The 22524-nt window shown below is 47.2% G+C and carries 21 protein-coding genes; 12 read left to right on the top strand and 9 right to left on the bottom strand.

Annotated features, from left to right (window positions below; genetic code table 11):
* Positions 1 to 60 precede the first annotated feature (60 nt).
* The 4 genes from MKY01_RS02015 to MKY01_RS02000 form a co-directional block, all read right to left on the bottom strand.
* Complete coding sequence (locus MKY01_RS02015; protein ID WP_339285155.1) at positions 61 to 2127, bottom strand: methyl-accepting chemotaxis protein; 2067 nt, start codon at positions 2125 to 2127, stop codon at positions 61 to 63.
* 230 nt (positions 2128 to 2357) lie between these two features.
* Positions 2358 to 3464 (bottom strand): Glu/Leu/Phe/Val dehydrogenase, encoded by a 1107-nt coding sequence (locus tag MKY01_RS02010; RefSeq protein WP_076319578.1) that lies wholly within the window; start codon positions 3462 to 3464, stop codon positions 2358 to 2360.
* A gap of 287 nt (positions 3465 to 3751) precedes the next feature.
* A complete protein-coding gene (cdaS, locus tag MKY01_RS02005) occupies positions 3752 to 4381 on the bottom strand; it encodes a sporulation-specific diadenylate cyclase CdaS (RefSeq protein WP_047840418.1) in 630 nt (209 codons plus the stop codon).
* A gap of 209 nt (positions 4382 to 4590) precedes the next feature.
* A complete protein-coding gene (locus MKY01_RS02000; RefSeq protein WP_339287064.1) occupies positions 4591 to 6105 on the bottom strand; it encodes a DUF6359 domain-containing protein in 1515 nt (504 codons plus the stop codon).
* Positions 6106 to 6329: 224 nt separating this feature from the next.
* Here MKY01_RS02000 and MKY01_RS01995 point away from each other — a divergent pair, with 224 nt between their 5' ends.
* The 3 genes from MKY01_RS01995 (at position 6330) to MKY01_RS01985 (ending at position 7614) form a co-directional block, all read left to right on the top strand.
* A complete protein-coding gene (locus MKY01_RS01995) occupies positions 6330 to 6623 on the top strand; it encodes a hypothetical protein (protein WP_076329895.1) in 294 nt (97 codons plus the stop codon).
* A 153-nt stretch (positions 6624 to 6776) separates the two neighbouring features.
* A complete protein-coding gene (locus MKY01_RS01990) occupies positions 6777 to 6932 on the top strand; it encodes a hypothetical protein (protein WP_017691064.1) in 156 nt (51 codons plus the stop codon).
* Positions 6933 to 7056: 124 nt separating this feature from the next.
* On the top strand, positions 7057 to 7614 hold the full coding sequence (locus tag MKY01_RS01985; protein ID WP_282319628.1) for a GNAT family protein: 558 nt from the start codon (positions 7057 to 7059) through the stop codon (positions 7612 to 7614).
* Positions 7615 to 7701: 87 nt separating this feature from the next.
* Here MKY01_RS01985 and MKY01_RS01980 read toward each other — a convergent pair whose 3' ends face one another.
* Positions 7702 to 8478 carry a Crp/Fnr family transcriptional regulator gene (locus tag MKY01_RS01980; RefSeq protein WP_240768291.1) on the bottom strand — a complete coding sequence of 259 codons (777 nt, stop codon included), beginning with the start codon at positions 8476 to 8478 and terminating at the stop codon, positions 7702 to 7704.
* A gap of 373 nt (positions 8479 to 8851) precedes the next feature.
* Here MKY01_RS01980 and MKY01_RS01975 point away from each other — a divergent pair, with 373 nt between their 5' ends.
* The 8 genes from MKY01_RS01975 to MKY01_RS01940 all read left to right on the top strand — a co-directional run bounded on the left by MKY01_RS01975 (position 8852) and on the right by MKY01_RS01940 (position 16018).
* Positions 8852 to 9283, top strand: coding sequence for a GAF domain-containing protein (locus tag MKY01_RS01975; RefSeq protein WP_339285153.1), 432 nt, complete (start codon positions 8852 to 8854; stop codon positions 9281 to 9283).
* Positions 9284 to 9498: 215 nt separating this feature from the next.
* Positions 9499 to 11109, top strand: coding sequence for an AraC family transcriptional regulator (locus tag MKY01_RS01970; protein ID WP_315371579.1), 1611 nt, complete (start codon positions 9499 to 9501; stop codon positions 11107 to 11109).
* Between the two features lie 117 nt (positions 11110 to 11226).
* On the top strand, positions 11227 to 12225 hold the full coding sequence (locus tag MKY01_RS01965; RefSeq protein ID WP_339285151.1) for an ABC transporter substrate-binding protein: 999 nt from the start codon (positions 11227 to 11229) through the stop codon (positions 12223 to 12225).
* Between the two features lie 121 nt (positions 12226 to 12346).
* Entirely contained in the window at positions 12347 to 12997 is a 651-nt protein-coding gene (locus MKY01_RS01960; protein WP_017691068.1) for a response regulator transcription factor, read from the top strand.
* Positions 12990 to 14105 (top strand): PAS domain-containing protein, encoded by a 1116-nt coding sequence (locus tag MKY01_RS01955; RefSeq protein ID WP_036616552.1) that lies wholly within the window; start codon positions 12990 to 12992, stop codon positions 14103 to 14105. Before MKY01_RS01960 ends, MKY01_RS01955 begins: the two co-directional genes overlap by 8 nt.
* A 270-nt stretch (positions 14106 to 14375) precedes the next feature.
* The gene (locus MKY01_RS01950) at positions 14376 to 14870 is read left to right on the top strand and encodes an Lrp/AsnC family transcriptional regulator (RefSeq protein WP_036616550.1); all 495 of its coding nucleotides are present in this window, start codon (positions 14376 to 14378) and stop codon (positions 14868 to 14870) included.
* Between the two features lie 12 nt (positions 14871 to 14882).
* Positions 14883 to 15470, top strand: a complete 588-nt coding sequence (locus tag MKY01_RS01945; RefSeq protein WP_017691071.1) for a chromate transporter — start codon at positions 14883 to 14885, stop codon at positions 15468 to 15470.
* Positions 15471 to 15472: 2 nt separating this feature from the next.
* Positions 15473 to 16018: a chromate transporter gene (locus MKY01_RS01940; protein WP_017691072.1), complete on the top strand. Its 546-nt coding sequence runs from the start codon at positions 15473 to 15475 to the stop codon at positions 16016 to 16018.
* A gap of 298 nt (positions 16019 to 16316) precedes the next feature.
* On the opposite strand, the gene MKY01_RS01935 is transcribed toward MKY01_RS01940, so the two are convergent.
* From MKY01_RS01935 to MKY01_RS01925, 3 genes are all read right to left on the bottom strand, one after another.
* The gene (locus MKY01_RS01935) at positions 16317 to 17180 is read right to left on the bottom strand and encodes an IS3 family transposase (protein WP_339285150.1); all 864 of its coding nucleotides are present in this window, start codon (positions 17178 to 17180) and stop codon (positions 16317 to 16319) included.
* Between the two features lie 11 nt (positions 17181 to 17191).
* Positions 17192 to 17509 carry a transposase gene (locus MKY01_RS01930; RefSeq protein ID WP_036673079.1) on the bottom strand — a complete coding sequence of 106 codons (318 nt, stop codon included), beginning with the start codon at positions 17507 to 17509 and terminating at the stop codon, positions 17192 to 17194.
* A gap of 186 nt (positions 17510 to 17695) precedes the next feature.
* On the bottom strand, positions 17696 to 20071 hold the full coding sequence (locus MKY01_RS01925) for an Ig-like domain-containing protein (protein WP_339285148.1): 2376 nt from the start codon (positions 20069 to 20071) through the stop codon (positions 17696 to 17698).
* 208 nt (positions 20072 to 20279) lie between these two features.
* Between MKY01_RS01925 and MKY01_RS01920 the strand changes: the two genes are divergently transcribed.
* The gene (locus tag MKY01_RS01920) at positions 20280 to 20885 is read left to right on the top strand and encodes a class I SAM-dependent methyltransferase (protein WP_036616541.1); all 606 of its coding nucleotides are present in this window, start codon (positions 20280 to 20282) and stop codon (positions 20883 to 20885) included.
* 384 nt (positions 20886 to 21269) lie between these two features.
* Here the strand turns inward: MKY01_RS01920 and MKY01_RS01915 are convergent, their stop codons facing one another.
* Positions 21270 to 22406, bottom strand: coding sequence for a glycoside hydrolase family 88 protein (locus MKY01_RS01915; RefSeq protein ID WP_339285146.1), 1137 nt, complete (start codon positions 22404 to 22406; stop codon positions 21270 to 21272).
* Positions 22407 to 22524 lie beyond the last annotated feature (118 nt).

Below are 22524 nucleotides of genomic sequence, written 5' to 3'. Positions count from 1 at the left end.
TGAATATGACAGGGGACATCCCTTTGTTCGTGTTATTTTGTTTTAATGAAGCTGAGACCCTTACTCCACCTTGAATCGCGCAGCCGATTCGGCCAGCTTTTGCGTCAATTGATCGATCGTATCAACCATGTTGGCCAACTGCTGTACTGTTGAAGATTGCTCCATCATGGTTGCTGTTACCTCTTCAACCGAAGCGGATACCTGCTCTCCTGAAGCCGACAAACTATGGGCAGACTCCAGTACGTCATCCTTGTTCTGTAACATCTCCTGCATCTGTCCTGCCATCGTGGCAATTTGTCGATTGATAACCGTTACCTTCTCCAGAATCACATCGAACGCTTGACGAGTCTGCAAGACAAGCTCATCCTGTCTGGAGGAGATGGTATGAATCTCTGCAACACTTTGGTTGTTCTCGGCTACATCGGCCAGATTCTGCTCGATAATGCTGGAGATTTCCTTGGATTGGCGGGAGCTCTGCTCTGCCAGGTTGCGGATCTCTTCGGCCACAACCGCAAATCCTCTGCCATGCTCACCTGCCCTTGATGCTTCAATGGAAGCATTCAATGCAAGCAGATTGGTCTGCTTCGCAATCTGGCTGATGGCTTCCGTGATCTGACTAATACTGCCCGAACTGGTTTGAAGTTTGACGGTAATCTCCGAGATTTTCTCCACTTCCCGTTCGTTCACCTCATTGATACGCATCAGTTCATTCACGACTTCATTCCCGTTGTGGAATACCGTTTCGATCTCATCTGCTCTTGCCTTCACATCCTGTGCACTGCTGTTCATGGCAGCCACTTTATCGCCAAAGCTGTTGAATTTGCCTGCAATCTGCTCGGTATCTTCCGATTGAGCCTCCATGGCTTTGGCAATCCCCATGGACGTTGCCGATGTCTCATCAATGGATCTTGCCGTCTGTCTGGATGTCTCCTCCAACTCCTGAGTGCTGGCCTGAAGGACATGAATCGAACTGTTCATATCGGTAATAAGGTTCCTGTTCTGCTCCACCATACCATTGAAGCTCTCCGCCAGATCCTTGAATTCGCTGTTATACTTGCCATTGGCCTTAACGGTCAGATTGCCTTGAGCAAGCTGTTGGAACAGACCGCTCAGACGTATGATAGGTCTTGTAATACTGCGAGAAATCAGCAATCCCACACCAATAGCCAGAGCAATCCCGATCAATATCACGATAACCATCTGGCGCTGCATATCCTCTATCGGACGCTTGATATCGTCATAATCGTCAATAATGAGCACAGAGAGATCTGCACCCGGAATCTGATTAATACGATAGTAGGTATCTTCTCGATCCATCGAAGTGATTTTCACTTTGTCGGTGGCTCTAGCCTCGATAATTCCCATCGCGTCCTTATCTTCTTCCAGCGTTTGTCCCACAACGGAAGGGTCCAGTGAATCATACATAATGATGCCGCTCCGACTCAGTACTTCAACTCTTCCTTGACCATTGATTTTAATGTCTCCGAGTTGCCCCAGGAAGAAGTTGCTGTCCACCGACATAGCAAGCACACCCAGGTTATTCCCCTCTTCATCGGTGATAGGCTCCGAGAATACAATAATGAGCTTCTTGCCAGTCTTAGAGACGACCGCGTCACTGATGAAGGATTTCCCCTGTATAGATTCCTTAAAATATTCCCGATCTCCCCGTGACTGACCAATGACTTCTGGCATGGTTCCTGCCACCATGATTCCTTCCTTATCAAAAACGAACAGATCTGGCTTACTTCCTTCCGTTTCCGATATACTGTCGGTCAAGATCGTATTGGCCTTATTGAAATACGGGTTCTCATCCGATAAAAATTCTTCATCCGTCATGTCAGTTGTATCACGCAACTTTAAGAGTTCTTTAAAAGTACTATGTACGGATATCGAATGACTCAATTGTTGTTGAAGTTGCATCGCTGTCCAAAGCCCTTCCCCAAGGCGGTCAGCCATCACATTCATTTCATCCTTGCTTTTCTTGACCACAACATCAGATGAAATCATATAACTTGTGGTCGTTGCACCAAGCAGAACCAAAACAACCAATACACTGATCATGAAAGGTAGCTTGATTTTAAGCGACATATTTTTGATCTTATGTCCTACACCTTTTCTTTTCCCCATTTCCTTCTCCCCACTTCCCTGAACCATCTGCATCTGAACGATGTACATACATTATCGGAAAAATCCATAATAAAATTGATCAATTAGGGAGATATTGCCACTGTTTTTCTTTTTTTGAAATTCTGATAGCAACATAAAAAAATGGCCTGTCAGATCGACTATCCATCTTGGAAATGGATGTTGCCGTTATCTAACAGACCGTTTTAAATTTGGTAATGATTCAATTACGTTTACTTACGCAATCTTCGAGAACTTAGCGCGTGGTGGCCATTCTGCAGGAATGTACTGCGCGTATTCTTCATCTGTTCGATCCGTCGCTCAGCCAGTCGATCTGCGGCAACATAGGTTGCGATGCCCTCGGTACGTGAGCTTTCAAATATTTTCTCCAGAGTGGAATAGATCTCTCCGATCTTGCTCCACGCCCGATCCGCATTATAACCGTTCAACTCATCCGCAATGTTAATTACGCCACCTGCATTGATAACATAGTCAGGCGCATATACGATGCCCATATCATACAGCTGATCCCCATGACGGGTCTCCAGCAGCTGATTATTGGCACAGCCCGCTACAACCTTTGCCTTGAGTGTTTTGAGCGTATCGTCATTAATCGTGCCGCCCAGTGCACATGGTGCATAGATATCACATTCCACACTAGTGATGTCTGCGGGATCAACTGCTGTTGCGCCAAAGCGGTCCACAGCCTGTTTCACCGAGTCCTTATGGATATCCGTAACGATCAGATGTGCACCTTCCTCATACAGATATTTGCACAGATGCATCGCCACATTGCCGACACCTTGGACCGCTATCGTTTTACCCTCCAGCAGATCTGTACCAAATGCTTCTTTGGCCGCTGCCTTGATCCCACGATATACACCCCAAGCCGTTGCAGGCGATGGGTTACCGGATGAACCATAACTCGCCGAGATGCCTGTCACATAATCGGTTTCCTGATAGATCAAGTTCATGTCCTCTTCCGTTGTTCCCACATCTTCGGCCGTGATATAACGTCCGTTCAACCCTTGAATATATCGTCCAAACGCCCGAAACATCGCTTCGTTTTTGTCGCGCCGCGGATCTCCGATAATAACGGTTTTGCCACCGCCCAGATTCAGGCCGGATACCGCATTCTTATATGTCATACCACGGGCAAGGCGCAGGGCATCTTCAATGGCTGCTTCTTCTGAAGCGTAAGTCCACATCCGCGTGCCTCCCAGCGCAGGGCCGAGTGTTGTGTCGTGTATGGCGATAATTGCTTTTAACCCTGAATTTCGATCCTGGCACAGAACCAGTTCCTCATAATCGTGATGCTCCATTGCTTCAAACCAACTCATGTGCTAACCGTCTCCTCCAACCATTTTTGCGATCCAATCGCATTGTTCTCTATTCATTGACCATCCTCTATTGTACCCATGAATACCCAGTTTGTGCAAAATCACATCGCAATGTCAGAGAAGCATCGATCGATGTTTCTCATATGGCGGGAGCAAAGCTGTCGAATTTCAGATTATAATTTTATCGTCTATCCATAGAAAAACCTCTCTCCCTTACAGGAGAAAGGTACAATTCTCTCAACTACATCAACCTATTCGCCCCGAGTAGGCCAATTAATCGTTCACATTTAAGGGAGCGTCTCAACCACATTGATTGGATGCAAATCGCCATCTACAGCAAATGAAGCCTGTCCTGTCTCCTCGGAGACAACTAATACAACCGCATCCGTCAATTCACTGAGTCCCAGTGCTGCCCGATGACGAGTGCCTATTTTTCGTTCATGCACTTCCGCTTGCGACAACGGCAGCACATTACCAGCGGATACAATCTGATTGCCACGAATCAACACAGCCCCATCATGCAGAGGTGCACCGGGAATAAACAGCGATTCCAGCAACGCATGCGTCACTCGTGCATCCACAGTCACGCCTGAGTGAATGATCGACTCCAACGGAATCTCCCGTTCAATCACAATCAACGCCCCATATCTCCGGTCAGATAGATGCTGTACGCTCGATGTTAATTCGGCAAACTTCTCGGTAAAGGGTGACAGATAACAATCCAGATAAAACGAAGAGGCGAGCACCTCGATCTGCTTGATTTCCGCTCGAATCTCTGCAAATTGCCCCAGCAGGCAGGCACTGTCATTGTCAAATCGGGATAACGTCAGATTCATACGCTCTGCTACACGATGGAGGTCTGCCTTAAGCTTCTGCCTCATCGAGGAACTGTCACAGTCTGCTTGCTGGGTCATCATTCGCCGCCTCCTTGGTTGGGTTGGGCTTCACGCCGCATCATTAGTACCCATACCTTCCCCTCTGGAGCACATATTTATGCAATGGCGGGGCTGTAGGAGCTAATCACGAGCTTCATTGTAACTGATATAACAAGCAAAAAAAGAGCCTCTCCGCAAAACTCCACGGTCAGACTCTATTTGCATAATGATTTGGTGTTTGTCTACTTTACTTATTGTGCTTTTCCGTATGAACCTGCCTTAAACGTAGTCGGATCATACCATTTGTATCCCGCCGCAGGTGCAGCCCATGGCTCAAGTTGTGGCTCGGTTGATGCGGCCGGAGCTTCGATAGGAAGCAGGCTTGTTGCCGTATCCAATGTCAGTCCTGGCACTTGTGCCAGACTGGTGTAGCTCTCTTTGACCGCGAGCCATTTCACAGTATTCACAAGGAACGTTGCATCATCCACTTCTTTGAATCCATCATAGGTCTTCTTGGTAGCACCGGTCTCTTCACGCAAATATTTCGGAGTCACGTCTTCTACAGGTGAAGAGTCACCGATAAATGCGGCTTTGCCTGCACCAACCTTTGCAATGGCAGCATAGGCTCCTTCAGCTCGTCCACCACCATTATATACGCCCTGATCCACGGCATTGCCCCACTTGGACACACCACTTGGTACATAGACCAAGCCTTTGGCTTTGTTCGGGTCTATAATCGCAATGGTCGATCCCGCATGCATGGCTACAGAATTAACACCAGCTGTAATGCCGAAGGATTGTGCAGGTGCAACGATATCCGATGCATTTACATCTCCAAGGGCATTGTAGCGGAAACGAACACCAAAGTTCGTCGCGAGCCAGTCTGAACTCGTCACACTCTGCATCGCTGGTGATTCGGCTTCAGCCGAAGACATGCCTTTGGCCGGATTCAGGAAGGCACCGCGGCGATAGCCGTTAAATACTTCGGAAGAATCCCAGCGGTTTTTGTTGCGGTCTGCATTGTAGTGGTCGGAGATGAAGAAAACACTTCCTCCGTTCTGTACGTACTGCACAAGCGCAGCCTGTTCTGTCGCTTTGAACGGTACGTTGGCTTCGCCAATGACAAAGACGTCGTAATCTTTCAATTTATTATAGGTGATAGCTTGCTCACCGAATGTATACGGGATGCTGCGTTCCAGCTGATCCACGGCAAAGCCTGCGTTTCGCAAACCATTGGCAAAATCCGAAAATGCCCCGTCAATAATCCAGTCGGCAGCACCTGCTGTCTGGGCGTGGGTATTATCAAACAATACTTTCTTGCCGGTACCGTCCGGCAGTGTTGTGCCCGGGTTTGGTTCTGGATCAGGATTGGTTGTTCCGGAGGAAAGTGTGATGGACGTTGGGTTTTTGACTCCTGCATAGCTGTTGTAGGCACCTAAGGTTCCGGTTACGATGATCTTTTTGCCTACAAGACTGGGGTTGGACGCCAATCCATATTGCGATCGGAAAGATGAGGGAATTTGCACATCCAATAATCTGGCGTTAGTTCGCTCTGACGCTGAATCGGCAATCAGAACATTAAAATCATTGGCATAAGGAGATGTAAACTTGGCTGTAAGTGACCCGGTAGCATGTCCAACAATGATTCCTTCAACCGTTGCTGTGCCTCCACCGCTCTGGGCAGCGATGGCCTGAGATACCGTAAGTGGTGCTGCAGCTTGTACCGGACTTTGCGAACCCGGCCCCAGCAGTGCGGTTGCCATCATGATAAAGACCAGGAATGCCCCGATCCAGTGCTGCCATAACGCCTTCTTCATATTCCCTTTCTCCTCCTCCAAATTACCTGATAATGGGTTATCCTCCTTTAATTTAATTGTTCATATGCTGAATTCCTCTTTCTTTTTGTAAAGTTTATGAAAAAGTTTAGAAGTTGAGTCTATTGGCCCATACTGATTATCATTAGAATTCCATTTACCGAAGGAGTAAAACGATGATGAAGTTAATATTTTTGTTGCTCTTGTTGATTGTTCCGCTGATTATGGCTTATGTTGCTCTTCGTTCCCGCATGGTTACCAGAGTATTCCATATTCTTGCGCTACTCTGTTTCTACAGTGCGGCAACCGTCATAGCTGGTGATGTATATGCGACGAATGCTCATATGACCACATTCACCACCGAGATTCACCATTTCCTGTTGAATGGCTGGTTCCTGTATCCGTCTGCATATCTCGGTGTATACATTCCCTATGTGCTGTGGATGAGCCTATTTTCAGAAAAAAGTTAAATTCGTTGCGGACTTGGGATTGCATTTTGCCAGCGTTCATTGCATAATGAATATATAAACATGATAATGATTATCATTCTTGAACTAGTCTCTTTGTAACTTTCTACTGCATATGATTTTACGATTTTATAGATAAAGGGGAACGAACATCGAATGAATACAACTCTGCAAAAGGCTGATCTGCAGCTTGACGATTATTTGGATCTTCTTAACCTGGCAACCAATCTGGGTGATACGAGATGGCAAAAGGAAATTATCCGCAAGTTGGCTTATACTTATCCCGCAGTTCAATGTAAACAACCACAATAGCATTCCACATACATCATAGATCTACATTATGGCTCATGACCGATTCATTCTTTGAATCTGTTATGGGCTATTTTTGTTGTACAATGGACAGTAAAGTTATTCAAACATGAAGGAGTGAACAACGATGCAATTGGAGACTGACAGACTGATCATCCGGGAGATTCTGGAGACCGATTGGAAAAGTATACATAGCTACACATCCATGACAGAAGTTACTCAGCATACGGCATGGGGACCGAATACGGAAGAAGATACACGAGCATACGTGCAGTTTGTGTTGGACACACAGCAGGCACATCCAAGAGAGGGCTTTGAACTTGCAATATGTTTGAAAAGTGATGGAACTCTCCTTGGCGGAGTCGGTATTCACGTTATGGAGAAAACCAATGCAGAGATCGGTTACGTCCTTAATCCCACCTATCAAGGGAAAGGTTATGCCGCCGAAGCAGCCCACGCTTTACTGGGTTTCGGTTTCAACGAACTCGGCATTCACCGGATTTACGCCAAATGTCGTCCGCACAACACAGCTTCGGAGAATGTCATGAAGAAGATTGGCATGCAGCGAGAAGGGCTATTACGCGAGCACTGGTTCTACAAAGGTTCCTTTCATGACTCTGTGATCTATTCGATTCTCTCCAGTGAATATGCACATGAACAATTTCAAAGAAACACAAAAAGCTGACTCCCATATATGGGACGCCAGCTTTTTTTCTTTTACTCCGTAACGACCCCAATCGCCAATGGAGGTGAAGCCTCTGAACAAACTAATTTACAGTCGGCACAGCTCTACCGGACAGCTCGGGAATGTAGGACATCCACACATACAACGCAGGGCTGCCAGGTCACGAATCATCAGTTTGCCGTCCATCATATCCAGCGTACCTTGTTCCTTCCATGCCCCCAGCATCCGCGTTACGCTCTCCCGGGTAGCTCCAATCATCTCGGCAAGATCGGTATGGTTCAGCTTCATGTCCAGCACAATACCATCCGGTGTAACCCTACCATACGAATTGCTGGCACGGATCAGTGTCGAAGCGAGCGCACCCGCCTTGCCATAGAGCAGCAAATCACGGAATCTCGACTGGGTGATCCGCTGCGACAGTGCCATCCATTGCAAGAATTTCAAGGCAAGGTCGCCATGTTTGCTGAGTATACTTTCCAGATCGCTAAGCGAGATAATGGCCAGTTCCCCTTTTTCCGCCATCTCTGCACTGTAGCTATGATTCAATCCGCCGATGCCACCGAATTCACCGATGAGATCGCCGCTTTGCTGAATGGATAAAATAATTTCCTTGCCATCCTCCGTCGACTTGGTCATTTTCACTCGTCCCGAACGAATGTAGTACAGATATCCGGCTTCATCGCCTTCGAGAAAGAGACTATATCCCGACTTCACCCGTTTGGGTTGCATTTTTGCTTCAATCAGGTCCCATTGCTCAGATGTAACGAACGAAAGGATTCCGCCTGTTTCCCGTGTCATTTTGCCCGCCTCCGCTTGTTTCTGCTCTGCTCTTTGGGTTGTTCTTTCTACAAATACTGTACCCATAACCTTCGTCCCCCTCGGTGATTCCTTATGTATCCATCATACCGCGAAAGTAGCGCGAGGGTTATCGGGGGATTACCTGATCCTTGACGAGAAACTCCCTGAATTTGCTGTGAGAAAAGTCACATTTCACCGATATGCCTCATCCTTCGCATTTCTTCAATCCCTTGGTGCACCTGACTCAGGAGCCCTCCACTGCCCAAGTTCAGTAGATTACAGAACGGAAATAGGGGTTTTCCCTGAATTACAACGTACGAGAAAGGGTCTACAATAGAATTAACATTGTAATACCCTTACTTTAAGATGATCCTAAAAGGTTAATGATAATAATTACACGTCACGTACGTTATAATTTCGAAAAAGGAAGTGTCCTCTCATGCATGATGAACTGCCATCTGGCATTCAGGAGATGATCGACGGCCTGCGCCTGAACACATCCAGCGACTTCTGTGGACTTGCCTGTCTGAACGGGACGATGCTACGCTGGAAGTATACCTCTGGGGCTAGTAATGAACGGGTGAAACGCATGGAAATGCGCGCCGGACAAGATCTGGTGGGCACAGCCCTTCGGACTGGACGCACAGCTCGATCTGATGCACAATCCACCGGGGAGCATACACCCGGTCGTTGCCCGTTAATGCTTGCTGAGCGGCTGGTATGTGCCATAGCGGTACCTGTGTTCCAGGAAGGAAGCGTGCCTGGCGCCGTGCTACTCGTTGGCAGCAGATTGCCTTGCACCTTCTCACCGGACATGATCCGGCACACGGAGCAAATCGCTCTACATCTTCAGCCGAAGGTGTTTGGATAACAACATCTGTCTTTAATATGGAAGAAGTCTTGTTATTTCCTTAGGGGAGTATCAAGGCTTTTTTTATTATAGTTATTTACAGCGGAGCAAGCCTTAGTCTGTTCACCTGTCTTCGCTCATCTGTATACATCGACGTCACTCACACAGATTGATATAATCGAGTCCATACATTCGTATATTCATAGATAGTATATACAGCTAAGGAGGCTACAGATATGTTTGTACTGACAACTGCCAGTGTTATTCCATGGGAATCCGCACAGCACAACAGTACCATTTCCATAAAAACGCCTTCATTGGTTACCTGCACAGCGACGGTGGACTATAGATATGGTAATGAGCACGGTGTTTTACATAAAGGACAGTTACTTTTTCTACATCCCCAATGCTCCCTGGAGCTGATACATATCCCACCTTCTGCCTTCACCCTGTATCATATCGGTTTTCAGGATTATGCATTAACGGAAGAGAGTCCTGACAAACGTGTTTATGAGCTAACAACAGTGAACTTGCCCTCACATGGTTCGAAGACCGGAGCAAGTCCACAGGTTCTGCGAATGCTGGCAATCATCCAGGATCTTTCCGAAAAAAGGACAGGAAGTGTCCAGACCGAAGAAGCCAGGTCCCATTATCTGCTGAGTGAATTGCTTGAATTATTCAAGCTGGCGATTAAACCTTCTACAGAAATGGTAGACAGTATAATTCGTGAAGCACTTCGCTACATGAATCATCACTATGACAGTCATCTCACCCGTGAAGAACTCGCCAGATTAACCGGGTTTAATGCGAGCTACTTCTCCAGGTTCTTTCAAAAACAGGTTGGACGAAGCTTTCAAGCTCACTTGACCCGAGTTCGTATGGACAAGACAAAGCAATACCTGTTGTCCACGCATGCCACCTTAAATGAAATTGCGTTGCTTGTGGGATACTCCGACGGTTTATACTTAAGTCGAAAATTTAAGCAGTTTACTGGGATTAGTCCAAGTGAATACCGACTACAGCCCCGCGCAAGACGAATTGCTACCGTACAGTACACAGGAGATCTGTTAGCCTTAGGCGTTCAACCCATTGCCGCCTCATTCCTACCCTGGGCTATGTCACCGCTGATCCAAGACGAGTTGCATGATGTACTGGATTTGGATCAATATGGTGTGGAAGAAATCCTCCGAACTGAACCACCTGATCTGATCATCGCGCCAGATTATCTATACTATTTGCCCCATAAGCTCGAACAACTGGAACAGATTGCTCCGGTTATGGTCCTGCCATGGGACAAGTTAAATCGATTGGAGACCGTTCAACTTATCGGACGAATCATAGGTCGAGAGCTGGCTGCCGAAGACTGGATAAGGCATTACACCGCACTGGTCAGCAGTGAAGCTGAACGGCTTGGGGCAGCAATCCAGCCTGATGAAACCGTTGGGTTATATGAACTCTGGGAAGATGGCACGATCTGTATCTGGAATGTAACCGCCAGAGCGGCATACAACGTCTATTATGGACTCAATCTTACACCTCCTCCCAGTATTCTACGTGACGTTCTGGAACCTAATAATCATCAGTTCATCCAGGAAGATCAATTGACGGAATATGCAGCAAACCATATGTTTCTCGTGCTTTCCTCACATGAAGGCGGTCTCTATCATGATGCACAAGTCAAACTCATGGAACGACCACACTGGAACAAGGTTATGAATAACGGAAAGAGCCGGATATATCCTCTCAAGCTGGAACAATTCTGGTGTAATGATGCGCTGGCTCTGGAAAAGCAACTTCAGCTTATGGTAGATATCCTGATTCGGGAGAATGGCGAAAAGAACAGGTAACCATTGTCCATGCTCAAGAGGTCACATTTTGAGATGGACGACACTTGTATCCAAAAGCTACGATACTAAGGAGGTTTTATTGAGAAAGATAATCATTATTGATTGGGGAGAAGCAGAATGACAGGGGTTAAATCAAAATGGTGGACTGGGCTTATGTTCCTGGTACTGGTGATTGGAATTATTGGCTGCTCAAGCCAAGTGGAAGAAACCAAAAAAAATAAACCTTCCTCACCTGTTGCTACAGAAGAACAACCGGCAGACAGCGCCGCAAAAACGCAGGTCATATCCACCGTTAATGGAGACGTTGAAATACCCGCGAACCCACAGCGGATTGTGACACAGGGCTACCTCGCTGATTTTCTCGCACTTGGTATCAAACCAGTAGGCGCACCGGATTATGAGCTGGAAAGCCCTTATGTGCTTGATCTGGTTGAAGGCGTAGCAGACATTGGTCGTATCGACGGCGGTTCAGTCGAAAAAATTCTTTCGCTTGAGCCCGACCTGATCGTCACTGTAGGTGGAGATGAGAAGCTGAATGAGCAATATCGCAAAATCGCACCAACCCTCATCATCCCTTATGGTACATACGACAATGTGCATGAGGAAATCACTGCTTTTGGAGAAATCTTAAACAAACAAAAGGAAGCCGCAGACTGGTTGTCCCAATTCGAAGTAAAAGTGAAGTCAGCCAAGGACTCCATTCAAGGGTTGGTTCAGGAAGGTACGACTTTCTCCAACTTCAGTCTTTTTGGTAAGGATTGGTATATCAACGGAGATGGTGTCAACCGCGGTGGGCAAGCCATCTACCAACAGCTCGGACTGAAAGCACCAGACATTGTACAAAAGGAACTGATTGATCAGGATAAAGATACTGTAACTGTATCCGAGGAGAAACTGGCGGATTATGCCGGTGATTATATTTTCCTGGATTTATCCAATGGTGGTTCGCTGGATGAAACATCACCCGTCTGGTCATCCCTGGACGCCGTGAAGAACAATCGAGTGTTCAAGCTGGATGGGGAACGGTTCTGGCCATATGATCCTCTTGCCGTGGAGGCACAAGTCCAGGAAATTGCCAATATGATTCAGGAACGTTTCGGCCAAACAGAACATTAAGGTTCAATGTTTCTATCCCACACGTTGAGTGAGAGAAGCTATTCGGAGATTAAAGCTCTGAATGGCTTCTTTTTTTGTTATGATATAGATAGAACTAAGGAAGCGGACAGGGGGAAATCATGTGATTCAACTATTAGTTGTCGACGACCATGTTGTCGTGCGTTCCGGGCTGATCGCCTTACTTGAAGGAAAGAATGATATACATATCGTTGGAGATGCCGCAGATGGCGATGAAGCCATTGCCAAGGCTCAAGAGTTGAAGCCAGATGTAGTCTTGATGGATTTCAGCATGCCACCAGGAAAAGACGGTCTGACCGCTACGGCTGAATTGAAGAAATTGATGCCAGATGTCTCCATTTTGATACTAACCATGCATGACGATGAAGAATATCTGTTCCGCGCCATCCACGCGGGAGCATCCGGATATATACTCAAAAGTGCGCCGCATGAAGAATTGCTTGCTGCGATTCGTTCCGTAGCAGAGGGTAGCGCCTATCTGTACCCCAGTGCAACCAAGCGGCTGATGAGTGAATACCTGGACAAAGCCAAACAGGAAAACGCCGGACCGTATGACACGTTATCCGAGCGGGAGAAAGAGATTTTGTCCTGGATTGCCAAGGGTTACGCCAACAAGGAAATCGCCGAACATCTGATCATCAGTGTCAAAACGGTCGAATCCCACAAAAGCAATCTGATGGAGAAACTTGGCCTGCGTACACGACCGGAACTGGTGAAGTTCGCTATGAAAAAGGGGTTGCTGAACTTTGAGTAGTGCACGCAAGAACAGATTAAGTGGACTCGCAGATCAGCCCGTACGCCTCCTGCTGAACGAAATCGATAATCACATTACGGATAACGAATTTCGCAGCAGGCTGAAGGGTTCTCTGCATCAACTGAGTGATCTGAAATTTGCCTTGGATGAATCCTCCATTGTAGCCCTGACAGACCGCAAGGGTAAAATCCAGTATGTGAATGATAAATTCTGTGAAATCTCGCAGTATGAGCGCGAGGAACTGATCGGTAAGGATCATCGAATCATTAATTCTGGATACCATGGCAAAAGCTTTATGAAAAACCTGTGGGACACGATATCCTCAGGTAAGGTATGGAACGGGGAAATTCTCAATCGTGCCAGAGATGGCAGTCATTATTGGGTCAACACCACCATCGTGCCTTTCCTTGATAACGACGGGGAGCCCTATCAATACCTGGCTGTACGCAGCGAGGTCACCAAGCTGAAATCCGTCGAAGCCGAATTGCAAAAGATGATGTCCCAAGTGATGAACATTCAGGAAGAGGAACGACGCCGGATCTCGCGTGAACTGCATGACGGGATTGGACAGAGTCTCTTCTCTCTGGTGATTCAGATGGATCGCCTGCTGGCAGACCAGCCTCACCCCGGGGTTGAAGCACTTCGTAAGCAGGTCACGGGTATCATGGAAGATGTACGCGGTATGGCATGGGAACTGAGACCATCCGTTCTGGATGACCTGGGTGTTGTTCCGGCGATTCGTACGTATATCGAGAATTACACCCGTCACTACGGGATCGAAGTTGATCTGGAATGTAATTTGCGCAAACGACTGGAGATGAACCGGGAGATAGCAATCTACCGGATTATTCAGGAAGCCTTAACCAATGTCGCGAAGTATGCCGATGTTGCCGAGGCACGTGTTACTATAGAAGACGCTGAGAACATGACGATGGTTATTATTGAAGACCAGGGTGCTGGATTCAGCGAAGCAACCGCTGGCAATGGCGTTGGATTGTTCAGTATGGAAGAGCGTGCCCGTGGTGCAGGAGGAACGTTGAGAGTTTCTTCCGAGCCTGGCGAAGGGACTACCGTTACCCTTTTATTGCCCAAGACAGCACAGGGATAACCGTACATGCTTCGTATCACACTTTGCGCTTTACTCCAGCTTATCTATTATTTAACGGCTGCTCGCTATTGGACTATGCGAGTGGTCTTTTTATTTCCGATTGGTCGAAATGACAAAATGAAGGCTCAAAATCGGTTAAATTCAATAATCATGATAAATAGATTGACTCCAGTTACGATTCGTCATTAAACTATGAATGCCACATACACATTGTATGTTTAGTAAAATTTTATTGTTTATTTCATATAGCGAGAGAAAAGGATGGTCAACATGTCAGAGAAACGCTCCTCCAAAGGAGGAGAAATTCCACAAATGTACAATCTGGACGAGATGGATCGCAAAATCATCGCCGCGCTTCACCACAACAGCCGAATATCCTATACGGATCTGGGTACACAGATCGGGTTGTCACGTGTAGCCGTTCAGGCGCGCATCAATGCGTTATCCGAAAAAGGAATCATCGAACGCTTCACCGTTGTGATCAACCCTGGCAAAGTTGGGCTTCAGGTCTCGGCCTTTTTCAATGTCGATGTTGAACCGCCCTTCCTGGATGAAGTCGCTGAGAAACTGGATGAAGAGCCAGCCGTCACCAGCCTTTATCATATGACAGGCCCGAGTACACTGCACATGCACGGTATTTTTGCGGATATGGAAGAGATGGAGCAGTTCTTGCTGGAGAAGCTCTATAAGATGCCGGGTATCGTCAAAGTGGAATCACAACTATTATTGAAACGTTATAAAAGCCGGATGGGCATGAGACTCTAGGAGGAAATCAGCATGGGTTGGAAAGATTACAACGGTCTCGTCATCGGAATGGTACGAACCGGAATTCTCGGATATGGCGGTGGCCCTTCGGTTATTCCGTTGATCCGATACGAAGCCGTTACGCGTTACAAATGGGTCAGTGATGAGGAGTTCGGCGAGATTTTGGCTATCGCCAACGCCTTGCCGGGTCCCATCGCGACCAAAATGGCCGCATATCTCGGTTATAAAACCAAAGGTGTGCTGGGCGCGATCGTGTCTGTACTCGCTCATATTTTGCCGACAAGTATTGCCATTATTGCTCTGCTCGGTTCCATGTACGCGCTACGCGAGTCGAAAGTAGTAGCAGGCATGGTAGCCGCCGTAAGGCCAGTCATTTTTGTCATGCTGGGCATGATGGCTTATGAATTTGCCATGAAAGCCTGGAAGGGACTTGGTAAAGTTTTTGCCGCCCTATTCGGCGTAATTGCCTTTGTACTATTGCAGCTACTGGATATCCATCCAGGGATTGTGATCGCAGTTTTCCTGGGATATGGTGTCTTCCATCTGGATCTGGTTCAGCGCTTCAAGTCCAAAGGCGAGTCCGATAAGGGGGTGTCCTAAGGATGCTCCAGACCTGGTGGGAATTATTTTGGGGATTTTTCGTAGCAAACATCTTGGGATATGGGGGCGGTCCAGCTTCCATCCCGCTTATGCAGGAAGAGATTGTGAACCACTACCAATGGATGACCACCGAGCAATTCGGTGATGTACTGGCGATTGGTAACGCCCTTCCCGGCCCGATTGCAACCAAAATTGCTGCATTTGTCGGGTATCACGTGGCAGGCTGGTTTGGGGCATTTATCGCAAGTTTTGCCACAATCGTGCCTTCCGCAACCGCACTAATTATATTACTTCGTCTGTTGAACAAACATCGCACGTCACCAAAAGTCAAAGGTATGACTCTACTCGTACAGCCTGTTATCGCTGTACTCATGATTCTGCTCACATGGGAATTCGGGCAGCTGTCCACTGATTCCATCGGCATCTGGCAGACGTTGATCATTGCAGGCATCTCGCTCTGGGTCATGACCAAAACCAAGCTGCATCCGGCCATTCTGATCGTGATCGCTTTTGCCTATGGTGCGCTGGTACTGTCTCACACGATGTAGTAGTAGAACATATAGGGAACGTCACAGAATCACTTGGTTATACATCTGTAATAGGATGGTGTATGCGAGGGTTCTGGACGTTGGCGAATGGCTAGATTATTTTCATTTTCTAAGGAACTCAGGACGTCTTATTTGGTCTTTAGGTCCTCTTTATAAATTGTAAGGAATCTCAGACACGTTATTCACCAAAAATACCTGACAAAAGCGCTATAAAAGACTGTACTTTCCGATATAACGTGTCTCAGATTCCTTAGATTTCTGCAAACGCTCCAGTGGACCTATGTCAAAAAAGTAGACACTACGCTGCGGATTTGTCCGTAAATTTCATTGCAAAACGAGCAGGGGAAAGATACCCTAGCGCGCCATGCATTCGCTTGCGGTTGTAATAGAACTCAATGTACTGGTAGATGGCGGTATAAGCCTCTTCCGGTGTCTTAAAACGAGGGTTGCAGTAAATGAGTTCCTTCTTTAAAATACTGTGCCATGACTCAATACAGGCGTTATCATAACAGTTTCCTCGGCGGCTCATGCTTGATTCCATTCCGTATGATTTTAGTTGCTCCACGTATTCTTTTGACGTGTATTGAGAGCCGCGATCCGAGTGATGGAGTAATCCCGGAGCGGGGCGTTTGGCCTTGTAAGCTTCCTCCAGTGCCCCCATCACCAAACTGGTTTCCATATGGTTATATAGACGCCAGCCTACAATTTCACGTGTGCACAAATCCAGAACGCTGGCGAGGTATAGACGACCTCCTCGGCAAGGAATGTAGGTGATGTCGGTAACCCATACCGTATTCGGTTTGGACGTTTTAAATTGCTGATTCAGCGTATTTGGTGCAAGGGGATGGTTGTGTTTGGAATCCGTCGTCTGAACGCGATATTTGGGCATGACCACAGAACGTAGATTCATTTGACGCATGTATATACTGACGGTACGTGAAGAGACTCGCAACCCTTCTAAATGGAGCAGATACGTAATTTTAGGACTTCCACACCGCATCTGGTGGTCGTAAAAATGATACCGAATACGCTTCATGACCTCGCCTTTGCGGTCCTGCCGCTTGCTGGTTCGGTCCATTCGCCATTTGTAATATCCGCTCCGTGATACTTGAAAGGTTCTGCACATCTTCTCCAAAGAAAACTCGGAGCGATGGTCTTCCACAAACTGAAATCTTAGCTCTTTGGTTTGCTGAAGATGTGCACTGCTTTTTTTACAATCGCCAGTTCTTCTTGTGTATCCGCAAGCGTGTGCTCTTTCTCTTGAAGCAACCGGCGCATCTCTTGGAGCTCTGCTTCCAGTTCCTTCACTCGATCTACGCTTGCAACAGGCTCATGTTTTAGTTCGCGGTACTTACTCATCCATTGGTGCAACGTACTTTTTGGAATGTTGAGTTCTTCTGCCAAATCTCCAAGTGTCTTCGTCTGCTCTTGAATAAATTTGACCGTTTGTTTCTTGAATTCTTCGTTATATCGTTGCCGCTGTTCTCCCATGTGGACACCTCCGTTAGTCTTATTATCCTTCCGTCCGTTAACGGGTGTCCACTTTTTATTCTAGCTCCATCAGATTCGTTAGCGCTTGAAGACATGCCTAGTTTATAAACAAAAAACGGTGATACCAGCTATTAGCTGGCATCACCGTTTTATTTGCGCGTTTCACACTCACATTTGGAAAAGCAATTACTTCGCTTCAACCACTACCGTTACTTTGGTTTTCACACCTGCAAATGTCACCGTAATTGTTGCTTTACCTTTGCCGTTCGCCTGAATGATTCCATCTTTCACCGATGCTGTTGCAATACGGGAAGATTTCCAGAGAGCCGGTTTGGATACATTAGCTTCACTGCCATCAGCATACGTTGCAGTAGCCGCCACAGTTACCTTTTCACCAGGTTTCATGGTCAACGTTACTTTATCCGTCTGCAAATATTTCAGTGTATCCACATCTAGAGCAATCGTTACAGACTTGCTACCGTATTTTGCAGTAATTTTGGCTTTACCTGAACCTGTAGCTTTGACTTTACCTTTGGTCACTTGAGCTACTTTGTAGCTGTTCGTTTTCCATTCAGCTTTGTCCGTAACATCACGCTCGCTACCGTCGCTCAAGAAGGCAGTTACCGTCAGATCAGCTGTATCGCCTGATTTCAGGGAAAGAACCGGCTCGGAAGCTTCAATACGTGTGATGACATCCACTTCAACTTGGATCGTCACTTTTTTGGAGCCGTATTCTGCTGTGATGTTGGCTTTACCACTGCTGTTACCTGTGATCACGCCTTTTTTCACATCCGCTACACGTGCATTGCTGGATTTCCAGGTTGCTTCGGATGTTACATCCAACGTGTTGCCGTCCTCATCCGTACCTGTTAGAAGGATCGTCTGAGTTTCTTTGGCAGACAGAACAACGAAGTTCACATCTGCTTCCAGTCCACTAGCCATACCTACTTCAACAGGCAGAGTCAGTGTTTTTCCTTCAATCTTCGCGGTAATGGTTACTTTACCTGTAGCAACACCTGTGATAACCCCTTTGCTATCTACCTCAGCGATTTTGTCGCTGCTGCTGCTCCAAGTTGCATCTTCAGATACATCTTTGGATGTTTCACCATACAACGCCAGTACTTTGGCAGAAGTCGTTCCACCAACGGCTACCGATGCTTTCTTCTTGTCCATCTCATACTTGTCTGCTACGTCTACATTCACTGTGAATTTAACCGTTTTACCGCCATAAGCTACAGTGATCGTAGCCGTACCGGATTTGTATGCAATCAGATCGCCGTTTGATACATATACGACATCTGGATTGCTTGAAGTCCATGTTGCTTTGGAAGTTACATTTTCTGTACTGGCATCAATATATTCGGCATTGGCTACCAATGTCTTAGACTTGTTATCACCGGTAACACTCATGGCGAGCTTGTCATTTACATCTTTGATATCCAGATATCTTGCCGTATCTACATCTACAGCAATTTCTACAGTTTTTCCACTATAGGTTGCTTTGATCGTTGTTGAACCTGCGCTAATGGCTGTAATCTGCCCCTTGAATACCGTTGCAACTTTCTCGTTGCTGGATGTCCATGTCGCCTGATCCGTTACATTCACATCGCTGCTGGTTGGATAAGAAGCCGTTAATACGATATTGGCTGTATTCTTGTCCCCATCCAAACGGAAGAAAATACTTTGTTTCTCCACACTCAGCTTGCTGGTCAGATCCACATCCACGTCAACGGATACAGATTTCGTACCGTATTTGGCTGTGATCTTGGCAGAACCTGCCGAGTATCCTGTAATTTCGCCTTTGAGAACATCTGCGACCTTCTCATTGCTGGATGTCCACTCCGCCAGATCGGTTACATCTTTGGTTGTACCATCTGGATACGTAGCCGTCACTTTCACACTTTCACTTTTGTTCAACAGCAAGTTAACTTGCTGTTTATCTACATCTACACGTTTAACCACTTCAACGTTAACATCCACCGTCACGCTTTGGCTGCCAACTTTGGCTGTGATCACAGCTGTACCCGCGCTTTGTCCAGTTACTTTACCATTCACCACGGTAGCAACCTTCTCATCACTGGTAGACCATTCTGCAGTACTTGCTGCTTCATTATTTGTTTCATTGTCACTATACGTTGCTGTCAAAATAACTTCTTTTGTATCTCCCGTGCGCAAATCCAGACTTTGCACGTTTTTCGAAAGAGCTTTGACCTTCTTCGTTACTTTCACTTGAACAGTCTGACTCTGACCCTGGTAAGTTGCCGTAATCGTCGCTTTACCTTCTTTTTTGGCCGTGATTGCACCATTATATACAGTTGCTATCGAAGTATCTTCGCTACTCCAGGTTGTACTAATCGTTACATTAGCCGAGGTATTGTCTGAATATACCCCTGTCACCGTAACAGACCCAGAATCACCAACTTCGAGCGACATCTCATTCTTGGAAACCACAATTTTGGACAGTTCTTTATCTGCCGCAGCGGCCAAGCCTACGTTGGAAATACTCAGCATCAACACCAGCATCATCACCATGTACTTGGTCAATCTTGGCTTTAACATCATTTCCCCCCGATTATCATCATTTTTTTCCTTATGTTTTATGTCGGCAAGTTCTTTCCAGATGTTTAGACTTTCAGGAAATTTTCAGGGAATTCTATGGAAATTAATTTATCTTCTATTCCTGTTTCAACCGATCATACCTGCGAATATTGCGCATACCTATGTATATTGGCAGTCTTGAACTTCTTTTAACAGGATTGGAGGAAACATAATGCATCAGCCTTTTGATTACATCGGGTATTGGGAGGAAACATATCGTTCGGGTGAAACTTCTGGGAGGGGTTCATACGGGGTTTTGGCTGAATTCAAGGCCGAGGTCGTGAACGGACTGATTCAACGTGAAGGGATTCATCGTGTCATTGAGTTTGGATGTGGGGATGGCAACCAGTTGCAATACATGAATTATGAGGACTACCTAGGCGTGGATGTAGCGGCTTCTTCAGTAAAGCGTTGTGCTTCCCAATTTGCCAAGGATTCGTCCAAGAGTTTCATGCTGTATACACCAGGCCTATGGATTAACCGTGGTTTCCTGCAAGCCGATCTGACGGTCTGTCTGGATGTGTTATATCACATCACGGATGAAACAGATTTTCGCAATACCCTCTATGATATTCTGCACTCCTCAACAGCATGGGTGGTGCTTTACACCCGTTTGAAAGAAAACGGCAACCCGGGGATTGATACAATCCAGGACCGTAATCTGTTTGAGTATCTCTTCGACTACCCTGATTTCAAAGTTCATGAGATTATTCCGCAGCGCTATCCAGATCAATCTTCTGCCGACTTTGTCATCCTGAGACGTACACCTTCGAAGTGAAAATCGATTTTTTCAGTAAAGCATAGCTAATTCTGCACCCCAACTGGACCCGTAAGAATGAGATATTCATAGGCCAGATACTTCTTTTGTCTTCTTTCGATTATGTACACCATCTGCCTGTCCGCTCACCTTAATTTTCTATCCAAAGCTCAAGCTTAGGTATACTCTGTCTCCAATAGAAGGAATATCGTTCCTGATACTGGAGACAGTCTCACGCGGACAGGTGATGATGGTTTGCTAATGACGCTACTGACAATAAATACTGAATATATAACTGATTAACTAGTTGAATCTAATGAAACAACTCGAAGGCTCATAACACGACGACCTTACTAATCCGTTCTCCCCTTCAGTTCTTCCAGCCCGTAGTTCTCAATTCTTCTTTTAAAATAACCCCGCATGTCCACGCAGCTTCGCCAGCGCTTCCATATAGAAATAATCGCCGTATATAATCGGCACATTCAGCCCTCGCCCTTCCGGGTAATGCACCGTTCCCTGCATGATCAGACCTTCTTCCGCTGCCGAGTCGCCAGAGCTATAGTGCTCATGCAATCCGCGGACGATACGCTCTCCCGCGGCGGCATAGGTCTCCCCGCGTGGCGACAGCTTCGCCAGCTCAAGCAACCCGCTCGCGGCAATCGCCGCAGCGGACGAGTCCCACGCCACCTGATGCTCCGCAGGTGCGCGGAAATCCCACACCGGCACGATCGCTTCGCCAAGCATGGCGAGGAAGAAATCGGCCGCACGCTCCGCTGTCTCCAGATATCGGGCTTCGCCCGTATACCGGAAAGACAGCGCAAACCCGTGCAACGCCCAGGCGGTGCCCCGCGCCCAGGCGGAACCTGGAGCATGGCCCTGTCCGCCATGCTCTCGCAGCTTCTGCCCCGTGTGTGGATCGAACTCCACCACGTGGCAGATGGACCCGTCAGCGCGGATGAATTCGCGCGCCACGGTGTCCGCATGTGCTTCCGCCAGCCAGCGGAAGCGAGGATCGCCGCTCTGCTCGGATGCCCAGTAGAGCAGCGGCAGGTTCATCATGCTGTCAATGATGGCTACGCCGCGCGTATCCATTGCTGACGAGCTGAAGTTCCAGGCGCGGATGAACTCACCGCGCACGTGGAACCGGGCAGCGAGCAGGTTGGCGGCAAGCATTCCGCGCCGCCGTCCATCCATGCTGCCCGTCTGGCGGTAGTTGGCTACGCCACTAAGCAGCCAGATGAACCCCAGATCGTGATCCACCGATTCGGGATCACGCAGACAACCTTCCAGTTGCCGCTCACAGCTTTCGGCAATGCGATGTAGCGGAGCGACCGCTTCACTTTCTGGAGCATCCTCATAAACCAGCCATAACAATCCAGGCCAGAAACCTGCTGTCCACCATTCCGGGTCATTCCGGTCATACGTCCCCTGCGGGGCAATGTGTGGAAATGTATCCTTAATCCGCTTTGCATTCCGAATTGTCTTGGCAGCGCCCTGTTGCCACGCTTCCTCGAGCCATTTTACCGACGTTGATGTGTTCATGAACATAATCCCTCCTCGATTCAATACCAGACATCTATGCTTGATGCTCCAGCTCATCCTCAACTTATCTATAGCGTCGTATGCCGTAACTGCAATAGCTATCCGTTAAATATTACTA

This window comes from Paenibacillus sp. FSL R5-0486, assembly GCF_037975155.1.
In the GTDB taxonomy this organism is placed as follows: Bacteria; Bacillota; Bacilli; order Paenibacillales; family Paenibacillaceae; genus Paenibacillus; species Paenibacillus amylolyticus.
The sequence above is the reverse complement of the archived record's forward strand: the minus strand, read 5'-3'. Positions and strand labels throughout refer to the sequence as shown.